The sequence below is a fragment of the Rhodopseudomonas sp. genome (assembly GCF_048594845.1).
GTDB lineage: Bacteria > Pseudomonadota > Alphaproteobacteria > Rhizobiales > Xanthobacteraceae > Rhodopseudomonas.
Window position 1 is genome coordinate 13636 of record NZ_JBMDXE010000143.1, and the last position, 26327, is coordinate 39962.

The following is a 26327-nucleotide window of genomic DNA, read 5'->3' on the forward strand; positions in this document are numbered from 1 at the left end:
GACGGAGATGAGCGAGGTCGGTCATCTCGAAACGCGGCGGCTGGAGGCGCTGAGCAACACCGTGTTCGGTGTGGCGATGACCCTCCTCGCCTATCAGGCGCCGCGTGAGAAGTTCACCGGCGCCGATCCGCAATGGCGCGAGATCTGGCACATCTACGGTGCCTATATCTCGACGCTGCTGCTCAGCTTCATCGTCGCCGGGATGTTCTGGTACAGCCACCAGCGCCGGCTCGCCTACGCGTCGCACGGCAACCGCTCGGAGGTCGTGCTCAACCTGTTCTTTCTGCTGTCGATCATCCTGTTGCCGGTGACCTGCGGCCTGTACGGCAACAACTACGACTCGCCGAACGTCACGGTGCTGTACGGCGCCAACCTGGCGATGATCGGCACGCTCAATGCGGTGCTGTGGGCGATTCCGATCGCGCGTAAAAAGGACTGGATCACGCTGACGACGCCGGTGTTCTCCGCCGGACTGCTCGTCGCAGCCTCGGTGGCCTCACTGGTCGATCCCCACGCACCCAAATACATCTGGCCGCTGGCGTTTCTGTCGCCGGTCGTGAGTGCCTATGCGGAGCGGCTGAGCCAGCGCAAGCCAAACTCGGGCCGAGCCTGACTTCTCGAAATCAGCCCGGCTGCCCGATGGCGACCGCAGCTACGCTCGGTGCGGCATGCCGCTGCGGGGCCGTGAGCCGCTCGACCTGCAGCACAGCCAGCGTCAGCACGACAATGCCGATCGCCTGATGCCCGAGCGCAAGGCCAATCGGGACTTCATGCAGCAACGTGAGAATGCCCAGCAGCGCCTGCAGCGACAACGCGCCGAACAGCCACACCGCGCCTGTCGCGGCGCGTCCGGCGCGCGACCGCAGCGCATCGATCGCGTGCCAGGCGGCCAGCGCCCACAGCGCATAGGCCATCATGCGGTGATCGAACTGCACGGTGAGATGGTTCTCATACAGGTTCTTCCACCAAGGCGTTTCGAACCACAATCGATCCATCGACGGGATCAGTCCGCCGTCGATTGTCGGCCAGGTGTTGAAGACGCGGCCCGCGCGCAGGCCTGCGACCAGTGCACCGAGAAACAGCTGAATCAGGGTCATCACCAGCAGCGCGATCGCGGTGATTTTCAGCCGCGCCGCCGCCAGCACCGGCGGCCGGTCCGACAGCCGGCGTAGCGTCCACACGATCGAGGCGTAGATGATCAGCGCCAGTGTCAGATGGATCGCGAGCCGTACCTGTGAAACTTCGGTCCGCTGCGACAGGCCCGAGGCGACCATCCACCAGCCGACGGCGCCGTGCAGCGCCCCGAGGGCGAAGATGCCCCACAGCGCCCGTTTCCACTCTGGGCCGATCGCACCGCGCCACAGAAACCACAGGAACGGCAGCAGATAGGCAATGCCGATCACGCGGCCGAGCAGCCGGTGGCTCCACTCCCACCAGAAGATCGTCTTGAACTCATGCAGCGTCATGCCGGCGTTGAGTTCGCGATATTGTGGGATCTGCGTGTCGCCGGCGCATGCAACGGTCCACGGGGCAGCGGGGAGCGGCGGCAGCGTGCCGGTAATCGGCTTCCACGCCACGAGCGACAGCCCGGACTCGGTCAGCCGCGTCGCGCCGCCGACCAGCACCATCAGGGCGATCAGCGCCGCCACCAGCGTCAGCCAGATCCGGACGGCGCGAATTCGGGACGGGCGAAGTGCCGCTGCTGCGGTCATAAAGCATACCTTGAACGGATTTTGGCGCCCCTTATAGTCCGCCCGCCCCTGCGCGCAAAGCGCCGCGAGGCCGCATCAAGCGCGTGTGACCTGCGCGCCGGACCTGGACGTAAAATCGACGCCATGAATATCCGAACCCGGAAGCTGATCGGAACCATCGTGCTGCTGGTGATCGCGATCGTATGGTCGCTGACCGCAATGGCGATCGCGCAGGCGCCGGTGATCGCCGACTCGAAATGGCTGCAGGTGATCTATTACGTGGTGGCCGGCCTCGGCTGGGTGCTGCCGGCCATGCCGGTCGTCACCTGGATGTCGCGCCCCGATCCTCAATAGCGCCGGCTGAGCTGCGCCGCGGCGCCCGGCATCACACCCGACAGAAGAACGCGCAGGCCCCGCAACGAACTTCGTCGGCCGTCCCAAGCAATGCGTGGCAGCATCTGCGGCGACGGCGATTCACCGAGGCCGATCACTCCCGGAATCGCACTGACGGCGCTGGCATAGCCCGCCTGCTCGACGATCCGCACGTCCCGTGACGTGAAGCTGCCGCGCTCACCATACGGATAAGCGAAGTGCGCCGCGTCGCGGCCGAGCGCGGCGCGCAGCACGGCGCCGCCCATCGCGATCTCGCGCTGCGAGACGGCATCCCCGACATTGGCGAGCCGCGGATAGTTGACGGTGGCGCTGCCGATCGTGACTTGGGGATCCAAGGCCAGCCGCGCCAGCTCTTCCCAGCTCATCACCGCTTCGCGCGTCAGCCGCAGCACGTCGACGCCGTATCGTGCGCACAAGTCGTGAACCGCGGCGGTCAGCTCTTGCGGCGGCAACGCGCGCAGCCAGCTTCCGAGAAAGCGGAACACTCGATACTTGTCGTCGATAGTCGCGGTGTCGAAATGGCGCTCGGCGTGATCGATCACCAAACCTATGCGATCGTGCTCGGCGATCACCTGCTCCAGCGCCATCCACCAGGCTTCGCCCAGCCCGTCGGGAAACGCAGTCGGCAAGTACACGGCGAACGGCGCCTTGTGCCTTGCCAGCACAGGATGTCCGAACGTGATCAGATCGCGCGAGCCTCCGTCGAAGGTGAGGCAGACAAAAGGTCCCGGACGCGGCTGTGCAAGACGCGCGAGAACCTCGTCGGGCGAGACGACGTCGCAGTTCCAGCGACGCAGCGCCCGCAGCAGCCGATCGAGAAATTGCGGCGTGATCTCACGGCTGCGCAGCGGCTGGAACTTCGCCTTGCGGGTCGGCCGTACACGTTCGAACCGCAGGATGACGCCACAGCTCCGGCCGCGCGCCTGCGCCATGCGTGCGAGCCCGCTGAAATAGGCGAGTTCGAGCGCCGCCGCTCCCAAGCCACCTGCTGACACGCTCCGTCCCCCGGTCTCACGGCGCCCTCCCGCCCCGTTTCATCGCGGCCCATTACGGTTTGTTGATGTTTATTTGTAAAGGTCCGCGAAGCCCGAAAGCTACGAAGAATTAACTAAAGGGATTTCGCCGATGGCGACGACGGCCGTGCTGAGCAAAGGCCGATCCACGGACGCGGTCGCATCCTCGGTGCAGCCCGGCCGCATCGCGCGCGTCGAGATCCTGCGCGATATGGCGGCCGCCGAACCGATCTGGCGTGCCCTGGAACAGCCGGAGCATCTGTCGACTCCGTATCAGCGCTTCGATTTTCTGAACGCGTGGCAACGTCATGTCGGCGCGGCCGAGGGCGTCGCTCCCTGCATCGTCATCGCGACCGATGCGGAGCGCCGGCCATTGCTGCTGCTGCCGCTTGGTCTCGAGCGTCGGGCCGGCATCCGCATCGCGAGCTTTCTCGGCGGCAAACATCCGACCTTCAACATGCCGCTGTGGCACCGCGATTTCGCCAGAACAGCGGATGCGCGCGACATCGCGGCGCTGATCGCGGGCCTTCGCGGGCAATCAGGCGCAGATGCGCTGGCTCTTTGCCAGCAGCCGCTGCACTGGCGCAATCTCCCCAATCCGTTCGCGCTGTTGCCGCATCAGCCCTCGGTCAACGACTGTCCAGTGCTGCGGCTCGAGCCCGGTGCACCGCCAAGCGACCGGATCAGCAACTCGTTTCGTCGTCGTCTCAAGAGCAAAGAAAAGAAGCTACAGGCACTCCTGGGCTATCGCTACGCGCAGGCAACGACGGACGAAGAGATCGAGCGGCTGCTCGCAGCGTTCTTCCGCATCAAGCCGGTGCGGATGGCCGCGCAGAAGCTGCCCAACGTGTTCGCCGATCCGGGCGTCGAGGATTTCATCCGTCAGGCCTGCCTGAGCAGGCTCGCCGGTGGCAGCCGCGCTATCGATATCCATGCACTGCAGAGCGACGACGAGATGATCGCGCTGTTCGCAGGCGTCGCGGACGGCGAGCGCTACTCGATGATGTTCAACACCTACACGCTATCGGACGCCGCGCGCTTCAGCCCGGGCCTGATCCTGATGCGCTCGATCATCGATCACTACGCCGAACTCGGCTATCGCCGAATCGATCTCGGCATCGGCTCAGACGACTACAAGAAAATGTTCTGCAAAGACTGGGAGCCGATCTTCGACAGCTACGTCGCGCTGTCGCCCCGCGGCCAGATTGCGGCGCCGGCGCTCGCAGCCATCGCGCGCACCAAGCGCATGATCAAGCAAAGTCCCGCCCTCAAGCGGATGGCGCAGAAACTGCGCAGCGCACTGCAAAGTAAGGGCGGCGCCTCCTCGACCGAGGAAGCCTCGAACTAATCCCCCTACGCTCACATTCTGCCGACGCACTTTCGCCGTCCCTTCAGGTCTCTTTCACATCCGCTCTCCGAACGCACATGCCCGGCGCGAAGCCGGGCATGACAAGCTGGAGTTGCTCAGCAGACCGACGCGGTCACGCAGCCGCGGTGTGCGCGCCGGGAGAAACCGCATCGCTCGGGCGCGCAGCGGCGGCGACCATGGTGACGTCGGAGAAGCCGACGGCTTTGAGCTGTTCGGCCATCCGGGCACGGGCGTCGGCCGGCATCGTCGGCGCGGGCACGACAACGGCCTGCGCCTGCGCTGTGAGCAGCTCCGCGGGAAGATCTGCCGCCGTGCCGGCATCGAGCAGCACGTGATCGTAAACCCGCAGCAGGGCGTTCAGCGCCAGGATCAGGCGGGGCGACTGCAGCAAGGCGCGATCGAAACCGGGGCGCCCGGCGCTGACCAGGTGCAACGCTGTGCCGCGGTCGCGGGTGATCACCTGGCCGAACGAGGCATCGCCCTGCAGCAGTTCGGCGAGGCCCGGCGCCGCCGGATCGGCCGATACCGACTTCAACATCGCCGAGGATTCCGACAGATCGATCAGCACCACCTTGGCGTCCCGCGCCAGCCGTCGTGCCAACGTCAGCGCGGTCGCCGTGACGTTGTCGGTGACGCCTGTGCCGAGCACGGTGACCTTGCGGGCGACCTCGCCGGCGCCGCGCAGCCGCTGCGCCAGCGTCTCGAGGTCATCAGTCGATACCGGCGGCTCTGCAGGGCTCTCATGTAGCGCCGCAGCGGCGGCCGGCGGCGAAGCGATCGGAGCGGCCTGACGGGGCGTTATGGTCGGACCGGACACAATCGGCGCTGGCTCGACGTACGGCGCGGATTCCGCGACCGCGCGCGGCTGCGTCATCCGCAGCAGTTCACCGGTGGCGATGCTGCCGGCGCTCAGCACCAGCATCGCCAGCGTGGCGATCAGCACGATCGGCAGCTTCTTCGGATAGGCCGGCGTGTTCGAGACGATCGCGCGCGAAATGATGCGGCCGTCCGCCGGAGCCTGATCGATGGTTTCGCGGGTGGTCGCCTCGCGATACTTGGCGAGATAGGTTTCCAGCAGGTCGCGCTGCGCCTTGGCTTCCCGTTCCAGCGCGCGAAGCTGTACGTCCTGGCCGTTGGTCGACGACGCCTGCTTCTTCAACTGCTCCAGGCTGGCGCTGAGATTCTCGACACGGCCGCTGGCGATCCGGGCGTCGTTCTCGAAAGAGCGCGACAGCTTCATCGCTTCGTCGCGCAACTGGCGATCGAGATCGGCGAGTTGCGCCTTGAGCTCCTTGATGCGCGGATGATTGTCGAGCAGCGTCGACGACTGCTCGGCAAGCTGCGCGCGCAGCATCACCCGCTGCTCGGACAGCCGGCGGATCAGATCCGAGTTCAGCACCTCGGAAGCCTCGATCGGACGTCCGCCCTGCAGCATCTCCTTGATCAGTTTCGCCTTCGATTCGGCGTCGGATTTCAGAGCGCGCGCATTGCCGAGCTGGGTGTTCAGCTCGCCGAGCTGCTGGTTCGACAGCGTGGTGTTGTTGGTGCCGACGAACAGGCTCGATTTGGATCGGAAGTCCTCTGCCTTGGCTTCGGCGTCGGCGACCTTCTTGCGTAGCGATTCGATTTCACCGGACAGCCACTGCCCCGCCGCGCGCGCCTGCGCCTGACGCGCATTCTGCTGCAGCACGAGGTAGCCGTCGGCGATCGAATTGGCGACCCGCGCCGCCAGTTCGGGATCGCGCGACTGGAATTCGACGACCATCACGCGTGACTTGTCGACTGCATAGGCCGTCAGCCGCTCGTAATAGGCGTCGAGCACTCGCTCTTCCGGCGTCATCGAGAACGGATCGCGGCCGATGCCGATCAGCGCAAGCAGCGACTTCAGCGGATTGATCCCCTGCAGAACTGGATCGAATTCCGGACGCTCGGCAAGCTTGTTCTTCTTGATCACGTCGAGCGCAAGCTCGCGCGACAACAGCAGCTGCACCTGGCTGGTGACAGCTTCGGGGTCGAGCGCGGTGCGCTGTTCGTCGCGCTCGCCGTTGGGCCGCAGGAAGATGTTTTCGCGGCCGTCGATCAGGATGCGCGCTTCGGATTTGTAGCGCGGCGTGATCAGGTTCACGACCGCGAGCGACAGCACCAGCGCCAGCAGCGTCGGCGCGATGATCAGGTGCTTCCTGCGCACCAGCGCGCGGCCGATCAACCGCAGGTCGATGTCGCCATTGGTCGGCGGCGCAATAGGCGCCGGCGGCTCCTTGGCACGTTTGATGATCGGCTCGTCCGTCGCCGCGCGGCTGAACAACGGCTCGCGAACGGCCGCCTTGATGCGGTCCGCCCTCGATCGCGGCGCGGCTGCGGGTGCACTAAGCGAGGCATCTTCACGACGGGCCGCCTTGTCGCTCGTCCGACGCCAGAACGCGAACCGCATTGCACACTCCTACTTGACGCGACTGACTCGATGCCCGGTCTCGTGATGCGGCGATTACATTCGATTAAGGTTGCTGGGGCGTTAAAATCCGACTTCGACCGACGGAAAACGTGTAGTTCCGCGCCCCGCAATCATGAATTGTTAACTACGAAAGCCCTTAATCTGAATCGAGTTTTCCTCGTCGGACCGCGCCTCCCATGCGTCATCGCCCCTCCGCTCCTGGCTGCCTGAACGGCGCCTGCCGCACATGCCGTGCGACAGCGTCGTCGCTGCAGGCCGGCGGCCTGCGTGGTTGAGATGCCCCCCTCGCCCGATCAGCCGCTTCGGATCGTTCACGCAGTGCGCGCGCCTGTCGGCGGCATCATCCGGCACATCCTCGACCTGGCCAACGGCCAGGCCGATCGCGGCCATCATGTCGCACTGATCACCGACAGTCTCACCGGCGGCGAACGTGCCGAGGCGGCGCTGGCCGAGATCGCGCCGCGGCTGAAGCTCGGCGTCTATCGGATGCCGATCCGGCGCGAGCCGTCGCCGACCGACCTGTGGATGTGGGGCCGCTTCGCGCGGCTGATCGCCGATCTGAACCCCGACGTGCTGCATGGCCACGGCGCCAAGGCCGGCGTCTTCATGCGGATCGTGCCCAAGCCGGCGCATGCGATCAGGGTCTACACGCCACATGGCGGCTCGCTGCACTACTCAACCTCGACTCTGAAGGGCCAGATCTACAGCCGCATGGAACGGCTGCTCATGAACCGCACCGAACTCTTCCTGTTCGAAAGCGAATTCGCGCGGGCCACCTACGAACGGATGATCGGTAAACCCGAAGGCCTTGTCCGCTGCGTGTTCAACGGCGTCACGGCCGGAGAATTCGACCCGATCCGACCGGCCGATAACGCGACCGACGTCGCCTATGTGGGCGAATTCCGCAAGATCAAGGGTGCCGATCTGCTGATCGACGCCATCGCCCGTCTGCGCGCGGAAGGCCGTCCGCTGACCCTGACGCTCGGGGGCGACGGCGAGGAAACCCAGGCCTTGCGGACGCAGGTCAAGCAACTCGGTCTGATCGAGACGGTGCGTTTCAGCGGCCACGTCCAGGCGCGCAGCGGCTTCGCCCGCGGCCGGCTGCTGGTCGTGCCGTCACGCGGCGACTCGATGCCCTATGTGGTGATCGAAGCCGCTGCCGCCGGCGTGCCGATGGTCGCCGCCAATGTCGGCGGCATCCCGGAAATCTTTGGACCGGAGCACACCGCCTCGTTGTTCGCCCCGAACAAGCCGGGCGCCATGGCGGAAGCGATCCGAACCGCTCTCGACGACCTTCCGGCCGCGCGCGAGCGGGCGCGCCTGCTCCGCGAGCGGATCTTCCTGCACTTCTCCCAGAAGGCGATGGTGGAAGGCGTGCTGGACGGCTACCGGGCCGCGTTCGCGCTTCCGTGAGTCGGCAGTTGCGCTAACGTTTTCTTGCCATTTTGCGTTTAACTGCATGGCGGGGCTGTTTGCACGCGGCGTTGCCGCGCGCGTTGTGACAATGGAATCGTGACGTGGAACCGATCAGCGCGCGCGCCATGATCGAAGCTGCTGCAACTGCGGCCAGCCCCGACCCGAACCGCCCGATGGTGGAGCGGCGCAAGCGACTGTCGACCGCGGCGCTGGCCGTCACCAACCAGAAGGTGCCTCCCGCCTATTCGCCGATCGTGATCGCCGGCATCGTCCGGTTGGTCGACTTCCTACTGATCGCGAGCGCAGGCATCGCGCTGTATCTCGGCTACGTCGCACGGCGCGACGGTGTGCATTGGGAATACATCGCCGCCATCCTCGGCATGACCGCCACCGCCGTGATCGCGTTCCAGGCCGCCGACCTGTACGAAGTTCAAGTATTCCGCCGGACGCTCAGGCAGATGACGCGGATGATATCGGCCTGGGCGCTGGTCTTCCTGCTGTTCATCGGCGCGTCGTTCTTCGCCAAACTCGGCGGCGAGGTCTCGCGCGTGTGGCTGTCGTCGTTCTTCCTGCTCGGCCTCGGGCTGCTGATGGTCGAGCGGCTGATTCTGCGCAATCTGGTCCGGCACTGGGCGCGCCAGGGCCGGCTGGATCGGCGCACCATCATCGTCGGCGCCGATGAAAACGGCGAGAAGCTGATCAAGGCGCTGAACGCGCAGCAGGACGATGACTCCGACATCCGCGTGCTCGGCGTCTTCGACGATCGCAACGACTCGCGTTCGCTTGAGACTTGCGCCGGCAGCCCCAAGCTCGGCAAGATCGACGACATTCTCGAGTTTGCCCGGCGCACACGTGTCGATCTGGTGCTGTTCGCGCTGCCGATCTCGGCGGAGACGCGCATCCTGCAGATGCTCAACAAGCTGTGGGTGCTCCCGGTCGACATCCGGCTGTCGGCACATACCAACAAGCTCCGTTTTCGCCCCCGCGCCTATTCCTATGTCGGCAATGTCCCGACGCTCGACGTGTTCGAGGCGCCGATCACCGACTGGGATCAGGTGACCAAGGAGCTCTTCGACCGCATCGTCGGCGGACTGATCCTGCTCGCCGCGGCGCCCGTGATGGCGCTGGTGGCGCTGGCGGTGAAGCTCGACAGCCCCGGCCCGGTGCTGTTTCGTCAGAAACGATTCGGCTTCAACAACGAGCGGATCGACGTTTTCAAGTTCCGGTCGATGTATCACCATCAGGCCGACCCGACGGCCTCGAAAGTCGTCACCAAGAACGACCCGCGCGTCACCCGCGTCGGCAAGTTCATCCGCCGCACCAGCCTCGACGAACTGCCGCAGCTGTTCAATGTGGTGTTCAAGGGAAATCTGTCGCTGGTCGGCCCGCGGCCGCACGCGGTGCAGATGAAGCTGCAGAGCCGGCTGTTCGACGAAGCCGTCGACGGCTACTTTGCCCGCCATCGCGTCAAGCCGGGCATCACCGGCTGGGCCCAGATCAACGGCTGGCGCGGCGAGATCGACAACGAAGAAAAGATCCAGAAGCGCGTCGAATTCGACCTGTACTACATCGAGAACTGGTCGGTGCTGTTCGACCTCTTCATTCTGCTGAAGACGCCCTGGGCCCTGCTGAAGGGCGAGAACGCGTACTAGCGCTCCCGGCAAGTACTCTCTCGTTCGTCATTCCGGGGCGCGCGTCGCGCGAACCCGGACTCCATACGCCGCAGCGCGAGTTCTTGCGGGAGGTTGTTACCCTTGTGCGCGATCGCGGGGGTTATGGATTCCGGGCTCGCGATCTGCGCACGCGCCCCGGAATGCCGAAAGAGAGGCTATTACTTTCCGTACGACACGCCCAAGCCTGGCCGCACGTCCGCTTGGATGCCGTAGGGCGGGATCGGGTAGCGAAGGCCGTTCTTGGCGAGCTGCTTCATGCCGTCGATCGCCTTGGCGAGGTGCGCGGGCTTCAGCGCCATCAGCATCTCCTCGTCCGGCACGCCGCCATAGCGGCGCTCGGCGAAGCACGGCAGCGACAGGCTCGGCTCGCCGGTGGCGAGCGCCCTGCCCCAGCTGTCGGCGCAAGCGGTCTCGCCGACGACGCCCCAGTCGAACTTCTTGTAACCGACATATTGCAGGCCGTTGATCAGAATGATCATCTGGCCCGGCGTCGCATAGACGAGGCAGATGTCCGGCGGATCGAGCCGACCGCCCGCCAGCGGCGACACGGCCATTGCCTGATACTTGCCGAACGGCACGACGTCGAGCGCGTGCTGGCGCTTGCTGGCGTCCTCCTGCGTGCCGTGCCAGACGCCGACATAGGACTGGCCGGACAGCCACTGCTCGTCCTGCGGCGCCAGCCCGATCACCGCGCGGCACTGCGCGCCGACCAGATCGGCCGCGGTGATACCCACGGTCCAGCCGAGCCGCGACGCCATGCTGACGATCTGGTCCGTGGTGTGGATCGCATTGGGCCGGCGGATCTTCGGGATCGCCTCCATCTCGGCGGCGCTCGCGAACATCTTCATCCCGATCACCGTGGTCTTCAGCCGCAGCAGCGCGTTCAGATCCGCGACCATCGTGGCGAAGTCGAACGAGCGCGGCGGCTCCGGTGTCAGTCCATCAGACATTGATCTGCATCCCCACTTCGACCGCCCGTCCGGTCGGAATCCTGAAATACAGGCTGGCATCGTCAGCCCATTTGGCCATGTTGGCAAACAGCAGGCTCTGCCAGCGCGGCATCTCCGACGGCGTCGCCGGCCGGATCACCCGGCGCGACAGGAAGAACGACGTATTCATGATGTCGAAGTTGAAGTCGCGGCCCTGGCAGCCTGCGATGCCCTTCGGCACGTTCGGACTCTCCATGTAACCGAACCGCAACGTCATCCGAGAGAACCGGTCGTTGACGATCTCGGCGCTGGAGCGCTCCTGCTCGGGCACGCGCGGCACGTCCTCGGTGATCACGCTCAGGATCACGTTCTTCTCGTGCAGCACCTTGTTGTGCTTGAGGTTGTGCATCAATGACGTCGGCGTGGAATTCGGCGTTCCGGTGAGGAACACCGCAACGCCGCGCACCCGGCTGATCGAGGACGATCCCGAGATGGATGCGATGAAGTCGTTGAGATCGACCTCGTCGCGGACCGTCTTGCGCGCCACGATCTTGCTGCCGCGCCGCCAGGTAATCATCACCGCCATCAGCCCGCCGCCGATCAGCAGCGGAATCCAGCCGCCCTCGAAGATCTTCAGCATGTTGGCCATCAGGAAGATCAGGTCGACGGCGATGAACGGTGTGATCACCAGCGCAGCCGCGGCCGCCGACCATTCCCAGCACTTCCGCATGACGAAGTACGCCATGATGCTGGTGATCACCATCGTGCCGGTCACCGCGATGCCATAGGCCGAGGCCAGCGCGCTCGAGGACTTGAAGGCGAACACGAGATACAGCACGGCGATCAGCAGCAGCCAGTTGACGCGCGGCAGATAGATCTGCCCCTTCTCGGTTTCCGAGGTGCGGCGGATCTCCATGCGCGGCAGCAGGCCGAGCTGGATCGCCTGCTGGGTCAGTGAGTAGGCGCCGGAAATCACTGCCTGGCTGGCGATGATCGTCGCCGCAGTCGCCAGTCCGACCATCGGCAGCAGCGCCCATTCGGGAAACAGGAAGAAGAACGGATTTTCCAATCGCTCGGGGTGATGCAACAGCAGCGCGCCTTGGCCGAGATAGCACAGGGCCAACGCCGGAAACACGACGACGAACCACGCCACCCGAATCGGCTTGCGTCCGAAATGGCCCATATCGGCATAAAGCGCCTCGGCACCGGTCACGGTGAGGAACACGGCGCCCAGCGCAATCAGGCCGGCGTGACCGTGATGCAGCAGGAAGTCGATTCCGTAGAGCGGATTGATCGCACCCAGTACGCTGAGATCGCCGGCCAGATTGACGACGCCGCCGACCGCCATCACGCCGAACCACAGCAGCATGATCGGGCCAAACCACGCCGCCACCGCGGCTGTGCCACGGAACTGCACGACGAACAGCCCGATCAGGATCGTCATCGCCAGCGGCAGGATGTAGGGATCGAAGGCGGGCGTCACCAGCTTGAGGCCTTCGACCGCCGACAGCACGGAGATCGCCGGTGTGATGATGGCGTCGCCGTAGAACAGCGCCGCGCCGGCCATGCCGAGCAGCGAGATCGCCGCAAAACGCCGGTGCATCACGTGCTGAAGCAGCGCCATCAGCGTCAGCGTGCCGCCCTCGCCGTGATTATCCGCCCGCATGATTAGGAGCACGTATTTCAGCGTCACAATCACGATCAGCGTCCACAGCACCAGCGACATCACGCCGAGCACCATCGCGGGTGTCAACGCGCCGCCGGCCGACGCCGCGGTCAAGCTTTCCTTCAGCGCATAAAGCGGGCTGGTGCCGATATCGCCATAGACGATGCCGATCGAGCCCAGCGACAGAGTCAGAAAGGAACTCGGTCGGTGAGCCGGAGCCGCGGCTTGCGGCGTGATAATGGCTTCGCTCATGGAGGGCCCCCTCGAAACATTCGGCGTCGTTGTCTGCGCCAGCTATATTTCAAGACGATGCACGTGAGTATCACCTCGCGCTACTACGCGGCGGAAATGCATTGGAACGTCGTGGAAGATGAACCGATCTTTATGCTCCCCTTATGGTTCGCGCGATGCGCAAGCCGTGGCGAAGCCACAACCGGATCACCCGAGCTTCCAGCCCACCTCCGTTGCGAAGCTTTGATAGAAGTCGAGTTCGTAGGCCCGCTCCGGAGACGAGCGAACCCGCTGATCGAGCAGATGGGCGTCGTCGCCGACCAGGATTCGCCAGCGCTCGGCGCGGACGCCGTCGAGGATGACCCGGGCAGCCGCGGCGGCGCTCGTCGGGGCATCTTCGCGGAAGCTGCGCGCACGCTCCCGCGCAATTGCCCGGATATCATGGTCCGACAGGCCGGCTTCAGCGATGCCACCGGCGCGCATCCGCACGCGGGCGGCCGCGATCTCATCGGCGGTGAGTTCCTCGCCGACGTCTCCGACCTGGATCTTGCGCGAATTCGCGACGATCGAGGTGCCGATATGGCCCGGCATCACCACCGAGCACTTCACGTGCGGAGCGTTCAGCCGCAGGTCGGCGATCAGCGCTTCGGAGAATCCCTTCACAGCGAACTTCGCGGCGCTGTAGGCGGTGTGCGGCGTGGTCGGACCGATCGACGCCCAGAAGCCGTTCACGCTCGAGGTGTTGACGATGTGGCCCTCGTCGGCCGCCATCAGCATCGGCAGGAATATCCGCGTTCCAAGATAGACGCCGCCCCAACAGATGTTGAAAGTACGCTCCCATTGCTCACGGCTGTTGGTGATCATGCTGCCACCACCGCCGATGCCGGCATTGTTGAACAACAGATGGATGTGCTCGGTGCGATGCTGCGCCGCGACCTCGTCGCGGAAGCTTGCCATCTGATCTTCGATCGACACATCGGCCAGATGGGTGGTGACGCGGAGGCCTTGGGGCAGCCCGTCGGCTTCACATAACGCCTTGGTCTCGGCCATCGCCTCGGCCGAGACGTCGCACAACGCCACATGGCAGCCCTCGGCGACGAGTTGGCGGGCGAGTTCTCGCCCCATGCCGGTGCCGCCGCCGGTGATCACGGCAATCCTGCCGGCAAAATCTCTCATCGCCGCGTCTCCCATCCCTGTCTTTTTGTCGCGCCGCGGTTCGAGCCACGGCTGCATGGAGGCAGCATAGAGGGCGCAGCGCGGACAAGTCCATCACGACACTCATGCGATCCTGCCGGGGCGCCGTTCGTCGTCAGGCGCGATCCTGACAGCACCGCTGCTTCCGCCCCCCGCGGAATCGTCCTAGTCTTCCACTTTCATCGGTGTTCGAGGAGCGTGACCATGTTGGCAGCCACCTTTCAGACCGCGGCCTTCCTGTTCCTGCTGCTGGTCGCATTGCTGATCATCGCGGTCTTCATCGCGTTCACTGCTCCGCCTGTCGGCAAGCTGCCGCGGTCCGGCCTGACCATCGTTCTGTTGTATCTCGCAGCCGAATTCGCAGCTCTGTTCGTGGCCGTATGGCTGGTCGTTCAGGTCAGCGAGCTGGAATTGCTGCCGGTGCTGATCGCGCTGGCGATCGCCGCCGTGGTCTTCGCACCGCAGCTTGTCGCCCGAATCCCGCTTCCCGCCGCGGTGACCGGCCTCCTCGGCAAGAGGTAATCGAAGAGATAGCCAACGCCACAGTCCGCCCAGGTCACTCGACCGGCAGGCGGACACTCCCCGGCCTGGCTCTGACAACCGCCCTCCTCGCGAGGGCGGTTGTTGTTTGGCACAGACCCAAAGCGCCGAAGCGCCGCGAGGATCAGCGGCGCGCCCGGCCAATCGTCCCGGCAATGATCTGCATTGCGACGCCGGCAAGCCAGGCTGCGAGAATGAGGCCGGTCCATGCAACATGCGGCTCGAGATGCAGCACCACCATGGTTACGGAAGCAAATGCTGCCAGCGTCGCGCAGAACGTGCCGACCGCACTGAGGAATTCAGCGGCGTCGATCTGGCCGCGGTCATGCTCGGCGCCATTGTCTCCGTGGAACGGCAACGGCGGAATATCGATGCCGAGATAGAAACCGACAGCACCGACGGCCATCATGGCCAGCAGGAACGCGACCGTCGTCAGTACGGCGATGCTGGAGCCGACATGCGCGCCGACGAACAGCCCGCACGCAGCACCGGCCAAGGCGAGACCGCTGCGCTCCAGAATATGGGCCGCCTTTCGCACCCGCAGCCGCATCGGTCGAGTTCTCCTGACGGCGAGGACGAAACTCTATATGACATTTCGATGAATCGGAAAAGCCGCCGCTCGGCCGATTGGTGAACACACAGGGCCCGGCACAGCACGCTGTGTCGGGCCCCATCTCCCATCCGCTCGTCGAAACAGTGCAGTGCTCGCCGACGGCGCGTCGCGGCAGCGCGACGCCCTCGCGCGGGGCCGGTCAGAAGTTGAACGTCGTCGACACCAGATAAGTGCGCGGCGCGCCCAGACCGATCGCACTGCCGCTGTAGGCGGACGCGTAATAGCTGACGTTCTCGACATTCTCGACCGCGGCGCGGACCACGATCGGCTTGCCGTTCCATGGCGACAGGAAGGTGTAGCGCGCACCGAGGTCGAAGCGCGTCCAGGCCGGCAACACCTGCGTGTTGGCGGCGTTGGCATAGGTCCAGCCGGTGTGAACGACACGGCCCGTCAGCGTGAAGCCATCGATGCCAGGCACATCGACCTCGGCACCGAGATTGACGTTGACCCGCGCCACGCCGGGTGCGCGATTGCCGTCGTTGAGGCCGTTGGCCGTCTTTTCCAGCACGCCGTCCAGGAAGGTCGCGCCGCCGAGCAGCCTGAGGCCCGGAGCCAGTTCGCCGAACACGTTGAGCTCGGCGCCCCGGTTGCGCTGCTCACCATCGGCGGACAGCGTCAGCACGCCGTTCGCACTGGACGCGACCGCGCTCGGCTGCTTGATCTCGAACACGCTGCCGGTGACGCTGATCTTGCCGAAATCGACCTTCACGCCGGTTTCGACCTGCTTGGTCTGGAACGGCGGAAACACCTGGCCAATATTGGCATAGCCGACACCGACGGTCGTGCCCGGTTGCAGTCCCTCGATGTAGTTGGCGTAGAGCGTGACGTTCGACAGCGGCCGGATCAGCAGCGCGTAGGCCGGGCTCCAGGCCGCGCCGTCCTGCCCGGTGGTGATGCCGGTCTGCAGATCAGTCGAACTGTTGCTGACATGCTGGCGGCGGATGCCGACAACGGCCTGCACGCCGCCGTTGAGGATCGACATCGTATCCGCAGCGCCGACGCTCCACTGCCTCAGGCTGACCGTGCTGCTGCTCGGAATCGTGAAAAGCGGTTCCGGGATCGCCTTGTAATTGTAAATGTTCGAGCCGACGAGACTGTTTGCCGACAGATAGGAGTTCTCGTTGGGACGATCGAACACTCCGTAGTTGACGACGAATTTGTGGTTGACCGGCCCGGTGTCGGTCTCGCCGCGTACCCCGACCTCGCCGGTCTTGGCCGTGAAAGTCTGCTCACCGGTGAACGGACGTGAGCCATAATCGCCGGCCTGATTGATGATCGTCGGGGACAGGAACTTGAAATCGATTTTGGCCTGATGATAGCCCGCCGCGCCATACACGGTCAGGCCGGGCGTGACGTCGACTTCGGCCCGCACCGTGGCGAAGGTGTCCTTCGGCTTCCAGTAGGCCCAGTCCGGAATCGCGTTGGAGTTCGCCGCGGGCGCGGGTGGCAACGGCACGACGGTCGGCTGGAAGCTGAAGAAACGGATCGGCGGATTCAGGTTGTTGGCCTGATAGCCAACGTCGGCCGAGACGCGGACGTTCTCGCCGCGATAGTCGAGACCGAGCACGGCGTTACCGAATTCACTGGTCTGACGGTCGAACGGCGTCTTGCCGTCGCTGTAGCTGCCGTTGAAGCGGACGCCCCACTCCTTGTGCTCGCCATAGCGCCGCGCCACGTCAGTCTGCAGGCCGAACTGCGAACGCGACGCGTAGGTCGCGGTGAGCTGGGTGATGTCGTAGTCCGGCGCCTTCTTGGTGACGAGGTTGATGCTGCCGCCGACCGCGCCGAGCGGTGAGATGCCGTTGAGCAGCGCGGTCGGGCCTTTCAGGATCTCAACGCGCTCGATGAAGTTGGCGCCGACGCTCCAGAACGGCGCCATGCCGTACATGCCGTTCAGCGCAAGATCGCCGACGTCGTAGTAGAATCCTCGGATGAAATATCCGTCCTGTCCGCCGCCGGCGGACGTCACCGCACGAACCGACGGATCGTTGGCGATGACATCGCGGATTGTGCGCGCCTGCTGATCCTGCATCAGCTTGGATGTGTAGCTGGTCTGGCTGAACGGAGTATCCAGGATGCCCCGATTGCCGAGGAAACCGACCTGCCCGCCGCTTGCGACCTGGCCGCCGGCATAGCTCGCCGGCAGAGCCCCCAGCGTCCCCGTCGACGGTGTCAGATACGGCACCGGCGCGACAGCGGCCGGCGGGCTGCTCTCACGTCGCGCGACAACGCGGCGCGTCGTGCCCGCGCGGTTGCTGGCCGCGGGCCGCGTCGCGCGCGGCCGTTCAGCGCGTGGCGCCTCGACGGTCACCGCAGGCAGTCCGGTTTGCGCAACCGACGCCGTGGATAGAAGATGCAGTGAGATCGCTGCGAGCAGACCGCTGGCGGACCGGTGAAGTGTTCTTGTCATTGTAAGCCCCCGCTACAAACGCGCTTCGCCTACAGCATTGCAGACCGCGATTCATCGTGAGGAAGGCTAGAACGTCTCAAACTACGGAGACCGCCGACACGTGCCGGGGGAACGACGGCCGCGCTGCTATGCGTTGCGAGCCGCAAAGTTTCGTCGACACGGCTGACGGTTAGTCCATTCTGACGCAGGCCGATCGATGGCCTGTGACAGCATCGCATTGAATGTATTGGAATGCCTCTAAGACGCGTCGCGATCGGGGCACGCGAGGCGCCCAACCTCGACACCGCGATGTGGTTGGCCAAACCATCTGGGCGCTGGCCTCAATCTGCAGGCGCGCCGATGGCGTGCAAAGATCGCTCGACACGATGTCGGCATCGAGAAGAGACTTTGAGACCTTCGCTGGCCTGCGGCGTGATGCTCCGAAGGGCGGTCTTGCTCGATAAGTCTGCCGGGAGTTCAGCAGATCTGCCGATTATGTCTCGCCGAACTCACCCGACTTCGGACCACAAGCGCAGCGGTTTAGTAATACCCGCAACGCCACCAAGCCCCTCGCTACCCGCAACCGAGACGCCACCGTCATCGACTCATACTATACAACGCCTTGATTTTACTCACCGTTGTCGGGTTTTTCCGGATTGACCGAACGGTTGTTTCCCGACACCTTCATACCGCTGTTCCATGGACCGGGCATAATTTCCGCACCCGGCGCTACCAGGCTGCCGAGGCTCTGCCTCCAATCAAGAGAGACCGAGAGAAAACGCACACGGGGCGCAGGCGTCCATCGTGACGCTTCTGATTTGCATCACAAAGGAACTACCCATGGCCAATGCCACCGCGGAGCTCGAAGCGTTGCTGATGCAGCGCTCGATGTCCGATCCCGAGCTGATCGCTGCGACCGAAGCGGCGAGCGACTATCGCATTCTGCCCGACGCCAACGTCATCAAGATCGGCGGCCAAAGCATGATCGACCGAGGCCGTGCCGCGGTCTATCCGCTGGTCGACGAGATCGTCGCAGCGCGCAAGACCCACAAGCTGCTGATCGGCACCGGCGCCGGCACCCGCGCGCGTCACCTCTATTCGATCGCCGCCGGGCTGAACCTGCCGTCCGGCGTGCTGTCGCAGCTCGGCGCTTCGGTCGCCAGCCAGAATGCCGAGATGCTCGGCCAGTTGCTCGCCAAGCATGGCATCTCCTCGGTCGGCGATGCAGGCCTGTCGGCCGTCCCGCTCTATCTGAAGGAAGTCAATGCGGTGGTGTTTTCTGGCATGCCGCCCTATGGCCTGTGGATGCGCCCTGCCGCCGACGGCGTGATTCCGCCCTACCGGACCGACGCCGGCTGCTACCTCGTGGCGGAGCAATTCGGCTGCAAGGCGATGATCTACGTGAAGGACGAGAACGGCCTATATACTGAAAATCCGAAGACCTCGAAGAACGCGACGTTCATTCCGAAGATCTCGGTCGACGAGATGAAGGCCAAGGGCCTGCAGGACTCGATCCTGGAATTCCCGGTGCTCGACCTGCTGAAGGCTGCGCGGCACGTGCGCGAAGTGCAGGTCGTCAACGGCCTGGTGCCCGGGAATTTGACGCGTGCGCTCTCGGGCGAGCACGTCGGCACGATCATCACCGCGAACTGAGGACCGACCATGGCTGATACCAACCACATCAAGCACGTCGCCTCGCCGCTCGCGCGCCAGACGTTGCTCGACAACAACCTCACCCGCCCGGTCGCAGGCAAGCGTCCGATCCGCATCCTGCCGTGGCTGCAGGTCGTCAAGATCGGCGGCCGCTCGATCATGGACCGCGGTGCCGACGCGATCCTGCCGATCGTCGACGAACTGCGTGCGCTACTGCCCGAGCATCGCCTGCTGATCCTGACCGGTGCCGGCATCCGCGCGCGGCATCTTTACAGCGTCGCGCTCGACCTCGGCCTGCCGGTCGGCACACTCGCGCCGCTCGCCGCCAGCGAGGCAGGCCAGAACGGTCACATCCTGGCGACGCTGCTCGCGCCGGAAGGTGTCTCCTATGTGGAGAAGCCGACGGTGGCGAACCAACTCGCCATTCACCTTTCGGCGGCACGCGCCGTAGTGGCGAGCGCCTTCCCGCCCTATCACAATCACGAGTTTCCGGGCACGCGCCTGCCGCTGCATCGCGCCGATGTCGGCGCCTTCCTGCTCGCCGATGCACTCGGCGCTGCGGGCCTGACCTTCGTCGAGGATGTCGACGGCGTCTACGACATCGACCCGAACGCACCGGCCGGCGACTCGGCGTTAATGATGCGCGAGACCAGCTACGCCGATCTCGCCAAACACGACGGCACGTTGCCTCTCGATCGCGCGCTGTTCGACGTGATGGCCAATGCCCGTCACATCGAGCAGATCCAGGTCGTCAACGGCCTCAAGCCTGGCAAATTGACGGCCGCGCTGCGCGGCCAGCACGTCGGCACGCTGATCAAAACCGGCGCCCCGCCGGTCTGAGCAAGCCACAATACGAGTGCGTCGGATTCCGGTCCGGCGCACTTCCATCCCTGTCTTCTTTTGCTATCCTGTCTGTGGCTCGCGCCGTAAGCGCGCGCCGACCGCAGGAACGAGGGTTCCGACCAGTTGAAACGCGGCGTGCTTTGCGTAGCCGCAGGTTGGAGTCGCATCATGTCGATCGCCCTTGTCCGGCTCGCCCTCGGGCGCGCTGCGATCTTGCTGCTAAGTCTCGGATTGTGGATGAGCGCCGCAGTGGCGGCCGAGCCCAGCGGCTGTGCTGCCTTCAAATGGCCAGTCGATCGCGAGCGAACGCTCCTCGCGGCCAACGCCGATCAGATTGCTTCGGGCGACGAACTGGCATCGCCGCCAGCGGTCGCCATCGCCTTGTCACTCCGGCCGAGTGCCGACGCAGCCCTGCCCGCGCCGCCCGAACGCTCGCCACCTCAGGACCGCTTCGCCGGCTTCGTCCGGATCAGGCACCTCGAGAACGCCGGCCTCTACACCGTCGCGCTGTCCGGCAGCGGCTGGGTCGACGTCGTGCAGAACGGCCACCCGCTCAAGCCCGCCGACTTCAGCGGAGCCACCGATTGCGATGGGCTCCGCAAGCTGGTGCGCTACCGGCTCGCCGCCGGTGAGCTCTCGCTGCAGGTCAGCGGCGTCGCGACAAACACAATCAGACTCGCGATCGTCCCGGCCGATTGAGTCGCGACGCCGGGCTACCAACGGTAGCGCAACGTTCCGATCACTGTCCGGCCCTGGCTGAGGTAGCAATAACCGGCGTTGCACACCGCGATCTGCTCGTCGGCGACATTGTTGGCATTCACCGAGGCCTGGAAGCCGCAGAACTCCCGCGCCAGCTTGCCGAGATCGTAACGCAGCGCCAGATCGACCAACGTGTAGCCGCTGTTACGAGACGTATTGGCGTTGGAGGTCCACGTCGCATCGATATAGCGCACGCCAGCGCCCATCCCCAAGCCGTCGAACGGACTGTTGAGGAAGGTGTAGTTCAGCCAGCTCGACGCAGTATGCCGCGGGGTGACGGCGGGGACTTTGTTGAGCTCGCTGGCGACGGTCGTCTTGGTGATCTCGGCATCGGCAAACGTGTAGGCGGTCACCGTTTCGAGCTCTGGCGTGAGCCGAGCGCGAGCCTCGACCTCGAAGCCCTGGACGTGAATTTCGCCCACGGAGGCATAATAGGCAACGCCATTGACATAGCCGGCGAGCTTGGCGGCGTTCTTTTCGGTGAGATCATAGGCCGACGCTGTCAGCAAGACGTCCGGCCGCGGCTGATACTTCACGCCGGCTTCGAACTGTTCACCCTCCGAGGGCGCCAGCACGCTGCCGTCGATCGCCATCGATGTCGACGGCTGGAACGAAGTCGCATAGCTGACATAGGGTGCCACCCCGTTGTCAAAGTGATACAGCAACCCGGCGCTGTAGGAGAACGCGGCATCGTTGCGCTGGCCAGTGATGGCGTTGGTGTAGGTGTTGATCCGCGTCTGATCGGCCCAATCGTGCCGGCCGGCGAGCGACAGGTGCCAGCCGCCCATCTGCATCTGGTCCTGGACATAGACCCCAACCTGCTGCTGGGTCGAGCGCGACCCCGAACTATACGCCGGCGTGGTGCCGGTAATGCCGTAGGTCGGGTTTCGGATGTCGAGTGCATAGGCCGCCAATGCGCTGCTGTAGCCGAGCTTGAAGTCCCAGATGTTATGGTCGTAGTTCACGCCGGTCAGCACCTTGTGGGTGACCGGCCCGGTGACGAAATCCGCCTGCAGCGCGTTGTCGGTCTGCCAGCTGGTCTGGTCGTCGCCAACCGCATAGGCGGCGCGGTTGTAAATCGGGGTCGTCGCATCCGCGAAGCTGCCGCTGAGATAGCGCGACTCGGTGTGGAGCGAACCAAACCGAGTATGCTGGCGGAAAGTGAAGACCTCGTCGAAGCGATGCTCGATCTTGTAGCCGACCTGCGCCTGCGTCAGCTTGAGGTAGTCGTAGGCCGGATCGCTGGAGCGTAGATACTGACCGTTGACGGTCAGTAATTTGCCGTTGCGATTAAGCGCAGCGACGCTCGCATCGGTCTCGTCCTTCTGCCCAAGCGCATAGGCGGTGATCTTGGTGTCCACGGTCGGACGCCACGTGATCGATGGCGCGAGCAAGAGCCGTTGGTCAGCGACGTCGAAATTAGTATTCCCCGTTCGGGCGACGCCGACTAGGCGGTACAGCAGCGACGTGTCCGGATTGGCCGCTCCGCCGATGTCGAACGCCGTCTGGAATCTGTCGAATGTGCCAGCCTGAATCGCAATCTCATTGACCTGGTTCTCGACGGGAAATTTCGAGCGCCGATCGACAAGGCCGCCCGGAACCGACTGGCCGTACAGCACCGCAGCCGGCCCCTTGATGATTTCGACACTGTTGAGCTGATAGGGCTCGGTGCGAAAGGTCGAGAAGCCCGCGGGATACTGCTTGAGCCCGTCGCGGAAGTCGCCCAACGTCGTGGTGGCGAAGCCGCGAATGTAGATCTGATCGAACCGCGGGTCGTAGCCGAAGCCGCCGGTCGTGACGCCCGCCGAATAGCGGACGGCCTCGGGAATGCTGGTGACGCCACGGTCGTCGAGCTCCTTGCGATCGATCACGCTGACCGAGCGTGGCGTATCAATCAGCGGCGTATCGGTCTTCGAGGCCGAGCTCGACGTCCCCGCCACGTAGCCATGATTGCCGGCGTAGAGTCTCTGATCGAGCGAGGGCGAGGGCGTGACTTGCCGCACCGGCTGGGTCGACCTGGTCGGCCGCGCAGCCCGTGCGGCTGCTCGCGCGGGTTTCGTCGACGCACCACGCGCCCGCTGTTGTTGCTGCGGCGCGTCGACGGTCACCGCCGGCAGATTCGATTGCGCGTGCGCGTCGCCCGGAAGTTCGGTCGCCAAGGCGAGCAGGCTGACTGTGCAAAGCAGGACTGCCCGCTTCGTCGCTTTTCTTGTTCGTACGTCCATGGACACGTCCCCAATGCCGCTGAACCATCAGCGTCATCGGACGTGTAGCCTCTGAAGCATCGTCACGCACGATTGCGAGCGATAGAATAGATCAAGAAACCGCTCTCTCGCAGCCACATCTGGAAACACGATCGCGACGATATGCCTCGCCGTGATGACTTAGAATTATTCCGATCCGCGTCGCGATCAGCGCGCTCACCGTCAGCGGGCTGATCGCGTACCTCCGGATTAGTCGTGCGGCATCAGCACGCGCTCCGAGCGAGGTTCGGGCTCGGGCGCGTGCGATGCGTGCGGCTGTGTCGGGGCATCGACGACAGTCGCCTCCCCGTGCTGGGTCAGCGGCCGGTTGCCGGCGAGCGCGCGAAGCAGCACGTAGAACATCGGTGTGAAGAAGATGCCGAACGCGGTGACGCCGATCATGCCGGCGAACACCGCGACGCCCATGGCGTGGCGCATCTCGGAGCCGGCACCGGTCGAGGTCACCAGCGGCACCACGCCCATAATGAACGCCATCGACGTCATCAGGATCGGCCGCAGCCGCAGCCGGCTGGCCTCGATAGCCGCCTGGATCGGATTGCGCCCGGCGAATTCGAGGTCGCGGGCGAACTCCACGATCAGGATGGCGTTCTTCGCCGATAGGCCGACCAAGACTATCAGTCCAATCTGGGTGAAGACGTTGTTGTCGCCCTTGCTGATCCAGACGCCGAACATCGCTGCCAACAGGCCCATCGGCACGATCATGATGATCGACAGCGGCAGCGTCAGGCTCTCGTACTGCGCGGCCAGCACCAGGAACACCAACAGCAGTGCCACCGGGAACACGATCAGCGACGAATTGCCGGCGATAATCTCCTGATAGGTCAGTTCGGTCCATTCATACGACACGCCCTTCGGCAGCGTCTCCTTGGCGACGCGTTCGATCGCATCCTGCGCCTGCCCGGTCGAGAAGCCGGGCGCGGCGCCGCCGCTGACGTCGGCGGTGAGGAAGCCGTTGTAGCGCATCGCGCGCTCCGGCCCGGCGCTCTCCTTGACGCGCAGCAGCGTCGCCAGCGGGATCATCTCGTTGCTGTCGGAGCGAACTTTAAGCTGGCCAATGTCGTCGGCGCGCGCCCGATACTTGGCGTCGGCCTGCACCCGCACCGAATAGGTGCGCCCGAAGCGGTTGAAGTCGTTGACGTAGAGCGAGCCGAGATAGATCTGCATGGTGTCGAAAATCGACGTCACCGGCACGTTGAGCTGGCGCGCCTTGGTGCGATCGACGTCGGCATAAAGCTGCGGCACGTTGATCTGATAGCTGGTGAACAGCCCGGCCAATTCTTTCTGCTGCGACGCCTTGCCGACAAACGCCTTGGTAGCGTCGCTCAGCGCCTCATATCCGACGCCGGCGCGGTCTTCGATCTGCAGCTTGAAGCCGCCGATGGTGCCGAGGCCGGCGACGGGCGGCGGGGGGAACATCGCGATGAAGGCATCCTGGATGCCGGCGAACTTCTTGTTCAGCTCCATCGCAATGGCGTTGCCGCTCAGCGCCGGCCCCTTGCGGTCGGCGAAGTCCTTCAAGCCGATGAAAACGATGCCGGAGTTCGACGAGTTGGTGAAGCCGTTGATCGACAGCCCGGGAAACTGGATCGAGTTCTCGACGCCGGGCTCCTGCTGGGCGATCTCGCCCATGCGGCGGATCACTTCCTCGGTGCGATCCAGCGTGGCGCCGTCGGGTAGTTGCGCAAATCCGACAAGATATTGCTTGTCCTGGCCCGGCACGAAACCGCCCGGCACGGCATGGAACAGCCAGCCGGTGACACCGACGAGCAGCAGATACACCGCCATGCCGATCGCGCGGCGCGAGATCACCCGCTTGACGCCGCCGCCATAGGCTTCCGAACTCCGCGTGAAGAACCGGTTGAAGCGGATGAAGAACCAGCCCAGCGTCTTGTCCATGAAGCGCGTCAGCGCATCTTTCGGCGCGTCGTGGCCCTTGAGCAGCAGCGCCGCAAGCGCGGGCGACAGCGTCAGCGAGTTGAAGGCCGAGATCACCGTCGAGATCGCGACGGTGAGCGCGAACTGCTTGTAGAACTGCCCGGTCAGGCCGGTGATGAAGGCGAGCGGCACGAACACCGCGACCAGCACCAGCGCAATTGCGATGATCGGCCCGGTGACTTCGCGCATTGCCTGATAGGCGGCGTCTTTCGGATTAAGGCCGCGCTCGATGTTGCGCTCGACGTTCTCGACCACCACGATGGCGTCGTCGACCACGATGCCGATCGCCAGCACCAGGCCGAACAACGTCAGCGCGTTAATCGAGAAGCCGAACACATGCATCACCGCGAAGGTGCCGATCACCGATACCGGCACCGCGATCAGCGGAATGATCGAGGCGCGCCAGGTCTGCAGGAACAGGATGACAACCAGCACCACCAGCGCGATCGCTTCGAGCAGGGTGTGGATCACCGCTTCGATTGAGGCGCGCACGAACTGCGTCGGGTCGTAGACGATGTCGTAGGACACGCCGTCAGGCATGTTCTCTTTGAGCTCCTTCATCGTCTTGCGGACGTTGTCGGAGATCTGGATCGCGTTCGAGCCCGGCGACTGGAAGATCGGCACCGCTACCGCGGACTTGTTGTTGAGCAGCGAGCGCAGCGCGTAGTCGGCGGCACCGAGCTCGATGCGGGCGACGTCGCGCAGCCGCACCACCTCGCCATTGTCGCCGTTCTTGACGATGATGTCGCCGAATTCCTCTTCGGTCTGCAGCCGTCCCTGTGCATTGACCGAGAGCTGCAGATCCAGCCCAGGCTCGCCCGGCGAGCTGCCCACCTGCCCGGCCGCGGCCTGGACGTTCTGGGCGCGGATCTCGCGGACCACGTCGCTCGGCGACAGGCCGCGCTCGGCGACCTTCTGCGGGTCGAGCCAGATCCGCATCGAATAGTCGCCCGAGCCGAACAGCTGTACCTGTCCGACCCCCTCGATCCGCGCCAGCCGGTCCTTGACGTTGAGCACCGCGTAATTGCGTAGGTACGTCATGTCGTAGCGATCGTTCGGCGACATCAGATGCACGACCATGGTGAGGTCGGGCGAGCTCTTGATGGTGGTGATGCCGAGCGCGCGCACTTCCGCCGGCAGCCGCGGTTCGGCCTGCGAGACGCGGTTCTGCACCAGCTGCTGCGCCTTGTCGGGATCGGTGCCGAGCCGGAAGGTGACGTTGAGCGTCATGCGGCCGTCGGTGGTGGCCTGGCTGCTCATATAGAGCATGTTCTCGACGCCGTTGATCTGTTCTTCGATCGGCG

The 26327-nt window shown here is 64.7% G+C and carries 19 protein-coding genes; 9 read left to right on the top strand and 10 right to left on the bottom strand.

Annotation, left to right across the window (positions count from 1 at the left end):
* Window positions 1-7 precede the first annotated feature (7 nt).
* Window positions 8-613 (top strand): TMEM175 family protein, encoded by a 606-nt coding sequence (locus tag ACOJTD_RS08620; protein ID WP_420132503.1) that lies wholly within the window; start codon window positions 8-10, stop codon window positions 611-613.
* A gap of 10 nt (window positions 614-623) precedes the next feature.
* Here the strand turns inward: ACOJTD_RS08620 and ACOJTD_RS08625 are convergent, their stop codons facing one another.
* Complete coding sequence (locus ACOJTD_RS08625) at window positions 624-1712, bottom strand: COX15/CtaA family protein (RefSeq protein ID WP_420132504.1); 1089 nt, start codon at window positions 1710-1712, stop codon at window positions 624-626.
* A 123-nt stretch (window positions 1713-1835) separates the two neighbouring features.
* Between ACOJTD_RS08625 and ACOJTD_RS08630 the strand changes: the two genes are divergently transcribed.
* Window positions 1836-2045, top strand: coding sequence for a DUF2842 domain-containing protein (locus tag ACOJTD_RS08630; RefSeq protein ID WP_420132505.1), 210 nt, complete (start codon window positions 1836-1838; stop codon window positions 2043-2045).
* On the opposite strand, the gene ACOJTD_RS08635 is transcribed toward ACOJTD_RS08630, so the two are convergent.
* Window positions 2039-3016 carry a polysaccharide deacetylase family protein gene (locus ACOJTD_RS08635; protein WP_420132521.1) on the bottom strand — a complete coding sequence of 326 codons (978 nt, stop codon included), beginning with the start codon at window positions 3014-3016 and terminating at the stop codon, window positions 2039-2041. The two genes, ACOJTD_RS08630 and ACOJTD_RS08635, sit on opposite strands and share 7 nt — an antisense overlap.
* A 193-nt stretch (window positions 3017-3209) precedes the next feature.
* Between ACOJTD_RS08635 and ACOJTD_RS08640 the strand changes: the two genes are divergently transcribed.
* On the top strand, window positions 3210-4445 hold the full coding sequence (locus ACOJTD_RS08640) for a GNAT family N-acetyltransferase (RefSeq protein ID WP_420132506.1): 1236 nt from the start codon (window positions 3210-3212) through the stop codon (window positions 4443-4445).
* Between the two features lie 133 nt (window positions 4446-4578).
* Here the strand turns inward: ACOJTD_RS08640 and ACOJTD_RS08645 are convergent, their stop codons facing one another.
* Window positions 4579-6897: a GumC family protein gene (locus tag ACOJTD_RS08645; RefSeq protein WP_420132507.1), complete on the bottom strand. Its 2319-nt coding sequence runs from the start codon at window positions 6895-6897 to the stop codon at window positions 4579-4581.
* A 297-nt stretch (window positions 6898-7194) separates the two neighbouring features.
* On the opposite strand from ACOJTD_RS08645, the gene ACOJTD_RS08650 reads away from it, so the two are divergent.
* On the top strand, window positions 7195-8331 hold the full coding sequence (locus tag ACOJTD_RS08650; RefSeq protein WP_420132522.1) for a glycosyltransferase family 4 protein: 1137 nt from the start codon (window positions 7195-7197) through the stop codon (window positions 8329-8331).
* A 104-nt stretch (window positions 8332-8435) separates the two neighbouring features.
* A complete protein-coding gene (locus ACOJTD_RS08655) occupies window positions 8436-9986 on the top strand; it encodes an undecaprenyl-phosphate glucose phosphotransferase (RefSeq protein WP_420132508.1) in 1551 nt (516 codons plus the stop codon).
* A gap of 179 nt (window positions 9987-10165) precedes the next feature.
* Here the strand turns inward: ACOJTD_RS08655 and ACOJTD_RS08660 are convergent, their stop codons facing one another.
* From ACOJTD_RS08660 to ACOJTD_RS08670, 3 genes are all read right to left on the bottom strand, one after another.
* Window positions 10166-10957, bottom strand: a complete 792-nt coding sequence (locus ACOJTD_RS08660; protein ID WP_420132509.1) for a DUF169 domain-containing protein — start codon at window positions 10955-10957, stop codon at window positions 10166-10168.
* Entirely contained in the window at window positions 10950-12854 is a 1905-nt protein-coding gene (locus ACOJTD_RS08665; RefSeq protein ID WP_420132510.1) for a potassium transporter Kup, read from the bottom strand. The genes ACOJTD_RS08660 and ACOJTD_RS08665 overlap by 8 nt, the downstream gene beginning before the upstream one ends.
* Before the next feature lie 186 nt (window positions 12855-13040).
* Complete coding sequence (locus ACOJTD_RS08670; RefSeq protein WP_420132511.1) at window positions 13041-14009, bottom strand: SDR family oxidoreductase; 969 nt, start codon at window positions 14007-14009, stop codon at window positions 13041-13043.
* A gap of 222 nt (window positions 14010-14231) precedes the next feature.
* Between ACOJTD_RS08670 and ACOJTD_RS08675 the strand changes: the two genes are divergently transcribed.
* A complete protein-coding gene (locus tag ACOJTD_RS08675; protein WP_420132512.1) occupies window positions 14232-14549 on the top strand; it encodes a hypothetical protein in 318 nt (105 codons plus the stop codon).
* A 142-nt stretch (window positions 14550-14691) separates the two neighbouring features.
* Here ACOJTD_RS08675 and ACOJTD_RS08680 read toward each other — a convergent pair whose 3' ends face one another.
* Both ACOJTD_RS08680 and ACOJTD_RS08685 read right to left on the bottom strand, forming a co-directional pair.
* The gene (locus ACOJTD_RS08680; RefSeq protein WP_420132513.1) at window positions 14692-15117 is read right to left on the bottom strand and encodes a hypothetical protein; all 426 of its coding nucleotides are present in this window, start codon (window positions 15115-15117) and stop codon (window positions 14692-14694) included.
* Window positions 15118-15319: 202 nt separating this feature from the next.
* The gene (locus ACOJTD_RS08685; protein WP_420132514.1) at window positions 15320-17590 is read right to left on the bottom strand and encodes a TonB-dependent receptor; all 2271 of its coding nucleotides are present in this window, start codon (window positions 17588-17590) and stop codon (window positions 15320-15322) included.
* Between the two features lie 819 nt (window positions 17591-18409).
* Between ACOJTD_RS08685 and ACOJTD_RS08690 the strand changes: the two genes are divergently transcribed.
* The 3 genes from ACOJTD_RS08690 to ACOJTD_RS08700 all read left to right on the top strand — a co-directional run bounded on the left by ACOJTD_RS08690 (window position 18410) and on the right by ACOJTD_RS08700 (window position 20764).
* On the top strand, window positions 18410-19222 hold the full coding sequence (locus ACOJTD_RS08690) for a uridine kinase (RefSeq protein ID WP_420132515.1): 813 nt from the start codon (window positions 18410-18412) through the stop codon (window positions 19220-19222).
* A 9-nt stretch (window positions 19223-19231) separates the two neighbouring features.
* A complete protein-coding gene (locus tag ACOJTD_RS08695) occupies window positions 19232-20062 on the top strand; it encodes a molybdenum storage protein subunit alpha (RefSeq protein WP_420132516.1) in 831 nt (276 codons plus the stop codon).
* A 171-nt stretch (window positions 20063-20233) separates the two neighbouring features.
* Window positions 20234-20764 carry a hypothetical protein gene (locus tag ACOJTD_RS08700; protein WP_420132517.1) on the top strand — a complete coding sequence of 177 codons (531 nt, stop codon included), beginning with the start codon at window positions 20234-20236 and terminating at the stop codon, window positions 20762-20764.
* 14 nt (window positions 20765-20778) lie between these two features.
* Here ACOJTD_RS08700 and ACOJTD_RS08705 read toward each other — a convergent pair whose 3' ends face one another.
* Complete coding sequence (locus ACOJTD_RS08705; RefSeq protein WP_420132518.1) at window positions 20779-22983, bottom strand: TonB-dependent siderophore receptor; 2205 nt, start codon at window positions 22981-22983, stop codon at window positions 20779-20781.
* A gap of 294 nt (window positions 22984-23277) precedes the next feature.
* Window positions 23278-26327 (bottom strand): efflux RND transporter permease subunit (locus tag ACOJTD_RS08710; RefSeq protein WP_420132519.1); only part of this gene is annotated, 3050 nt, incomplete at its 5' end.

What these genes read in the sequence shown, in the direction of transcription:
- ACOJTD_RS08620 (WP_420132503.1), top strand. Translation starts at nt 8, where the DNA reads ATGAGCGAGGTCGGTCATCTCGAAACGCGGCGGCTGGAGGCGCTGAGC.
- ACOJTD_RS08625 (WP_420132504.1), bottom strand. Translation starts at nt 1,712, where the DNA reads ATGACCGCAGCAGCGGCACTTCGCCCGTCCCGAATTCGCGCCGTCCGG.
- ACOJTD_RS08630 (WP_420132505.1), top strand. Translation starts at nt 1,836, where the DNA reads ATGAATATCCGAACCCGGAAGCTGATCGGAACCATCGTGCTGCTGGTG.
- ACOJTD_RS08635 (WP_420132521.1), bottom strand. Translation starts at nt 3,016, where the DNA reads ATGGCGCAGGCGCGCGGCCGGAGCTGTGGCGTCATCCTGCGGTTCGAA.
- ACOJTD_RS08640 (WP_420132506.1), top strand. Translation starts at nt 3,210, where the DNA reads ATGGCGACGACGGCCGTGCTGAGCAAAGGCCGATCCACGGACGCGGTC.
- ACOJTD_RS08645 (WP_420132507.1), bottom strand. Translation starts at nt 6,897, where the DNA reads ATGCGGTTCGCGTTCTGGCGTCGGACGAGCGACAAGGCGGCCCGTCGT.
- ACOJTD_RS08650 (WP_420132522.1), top strand. Translation starts at nt 7,195, where the DNA reads ATGCCCCCCTCGCCCGATCAGCCGCTTCGGATCGTTCACGCAGTGCGC.
- ACOJTD_RS08660 (WP_420132509.1), bottom strand. Translation starts at nt 10,957, where the DNA reads ATGTCTGATGGACTGACACCGGAGCCGCCGCGCTCGTTCGACTTCGCC.
- ACOJTD_RS08665 (WP_420132510.1), bottom strand. Translation starts at nt 12,854, where the DNA reads ATGAGCGAAGCCATTATCACGCCGCAAGCCGCGGCTCCGGCTCACCGA.
- ACOJTD_RS08670 (WP_420132511.1), bottom strand. Translation starts at nt 14,009, where the DNA reads ATGAGAGATTTTGCCGGCAGGATTGCCGTGATCACCGGCGGCGGCACC.
- ACOJTD_RS08675 (WP_420132512.1), top strand. Translation starts at nt 14,232, where the DNA reads ATGTTGGCAGCCACCTTTCAGACCGCGGCCTTCCTGTTCCTGCTGCTG.
- ACOJTD_RS08680 (WP_420132513.1), bottom strand. Translation starts at nt 15,117, where the DNA reads ATGCGGCTGCGGGTGCGAAAGGCGGCCCATATTCTGGAGCGCAGCGGT.
- ACOJTD_RS08685 (WP_420132514.1), bottom strand. Translation starts at nt 17,590, where the DNA reads ATGACAAGAACACTTCACCGGTCCGCCAGCGGTCTGCTCGCAGCGATC.
- ACOJTD_RS08690 (WP_420132515.1), top strand. Translation starts at nt 18,410, where the DNA reads ATGGCCAATGCCACCGCGGAGCTCGAAGCGTTGCTGATGCAGCGCTCG.
- ACOJTD_RS08695 (WP_420132516.1), top strand. Translation starts at nt 19,232, where the DNA reads ATGGCTGATACCAACCACATCAAGCACGTCGCCTCGCCGCTCGCGCGC.
- ACOJTD_RS08700 (WP_420132517.1), top strand. Translation starts at nt 20,234, where the DNA reads ATGTCGATCGCCCTTGTCCGGCTCGCCCTCGGGCGCGCTGCGATCTTG.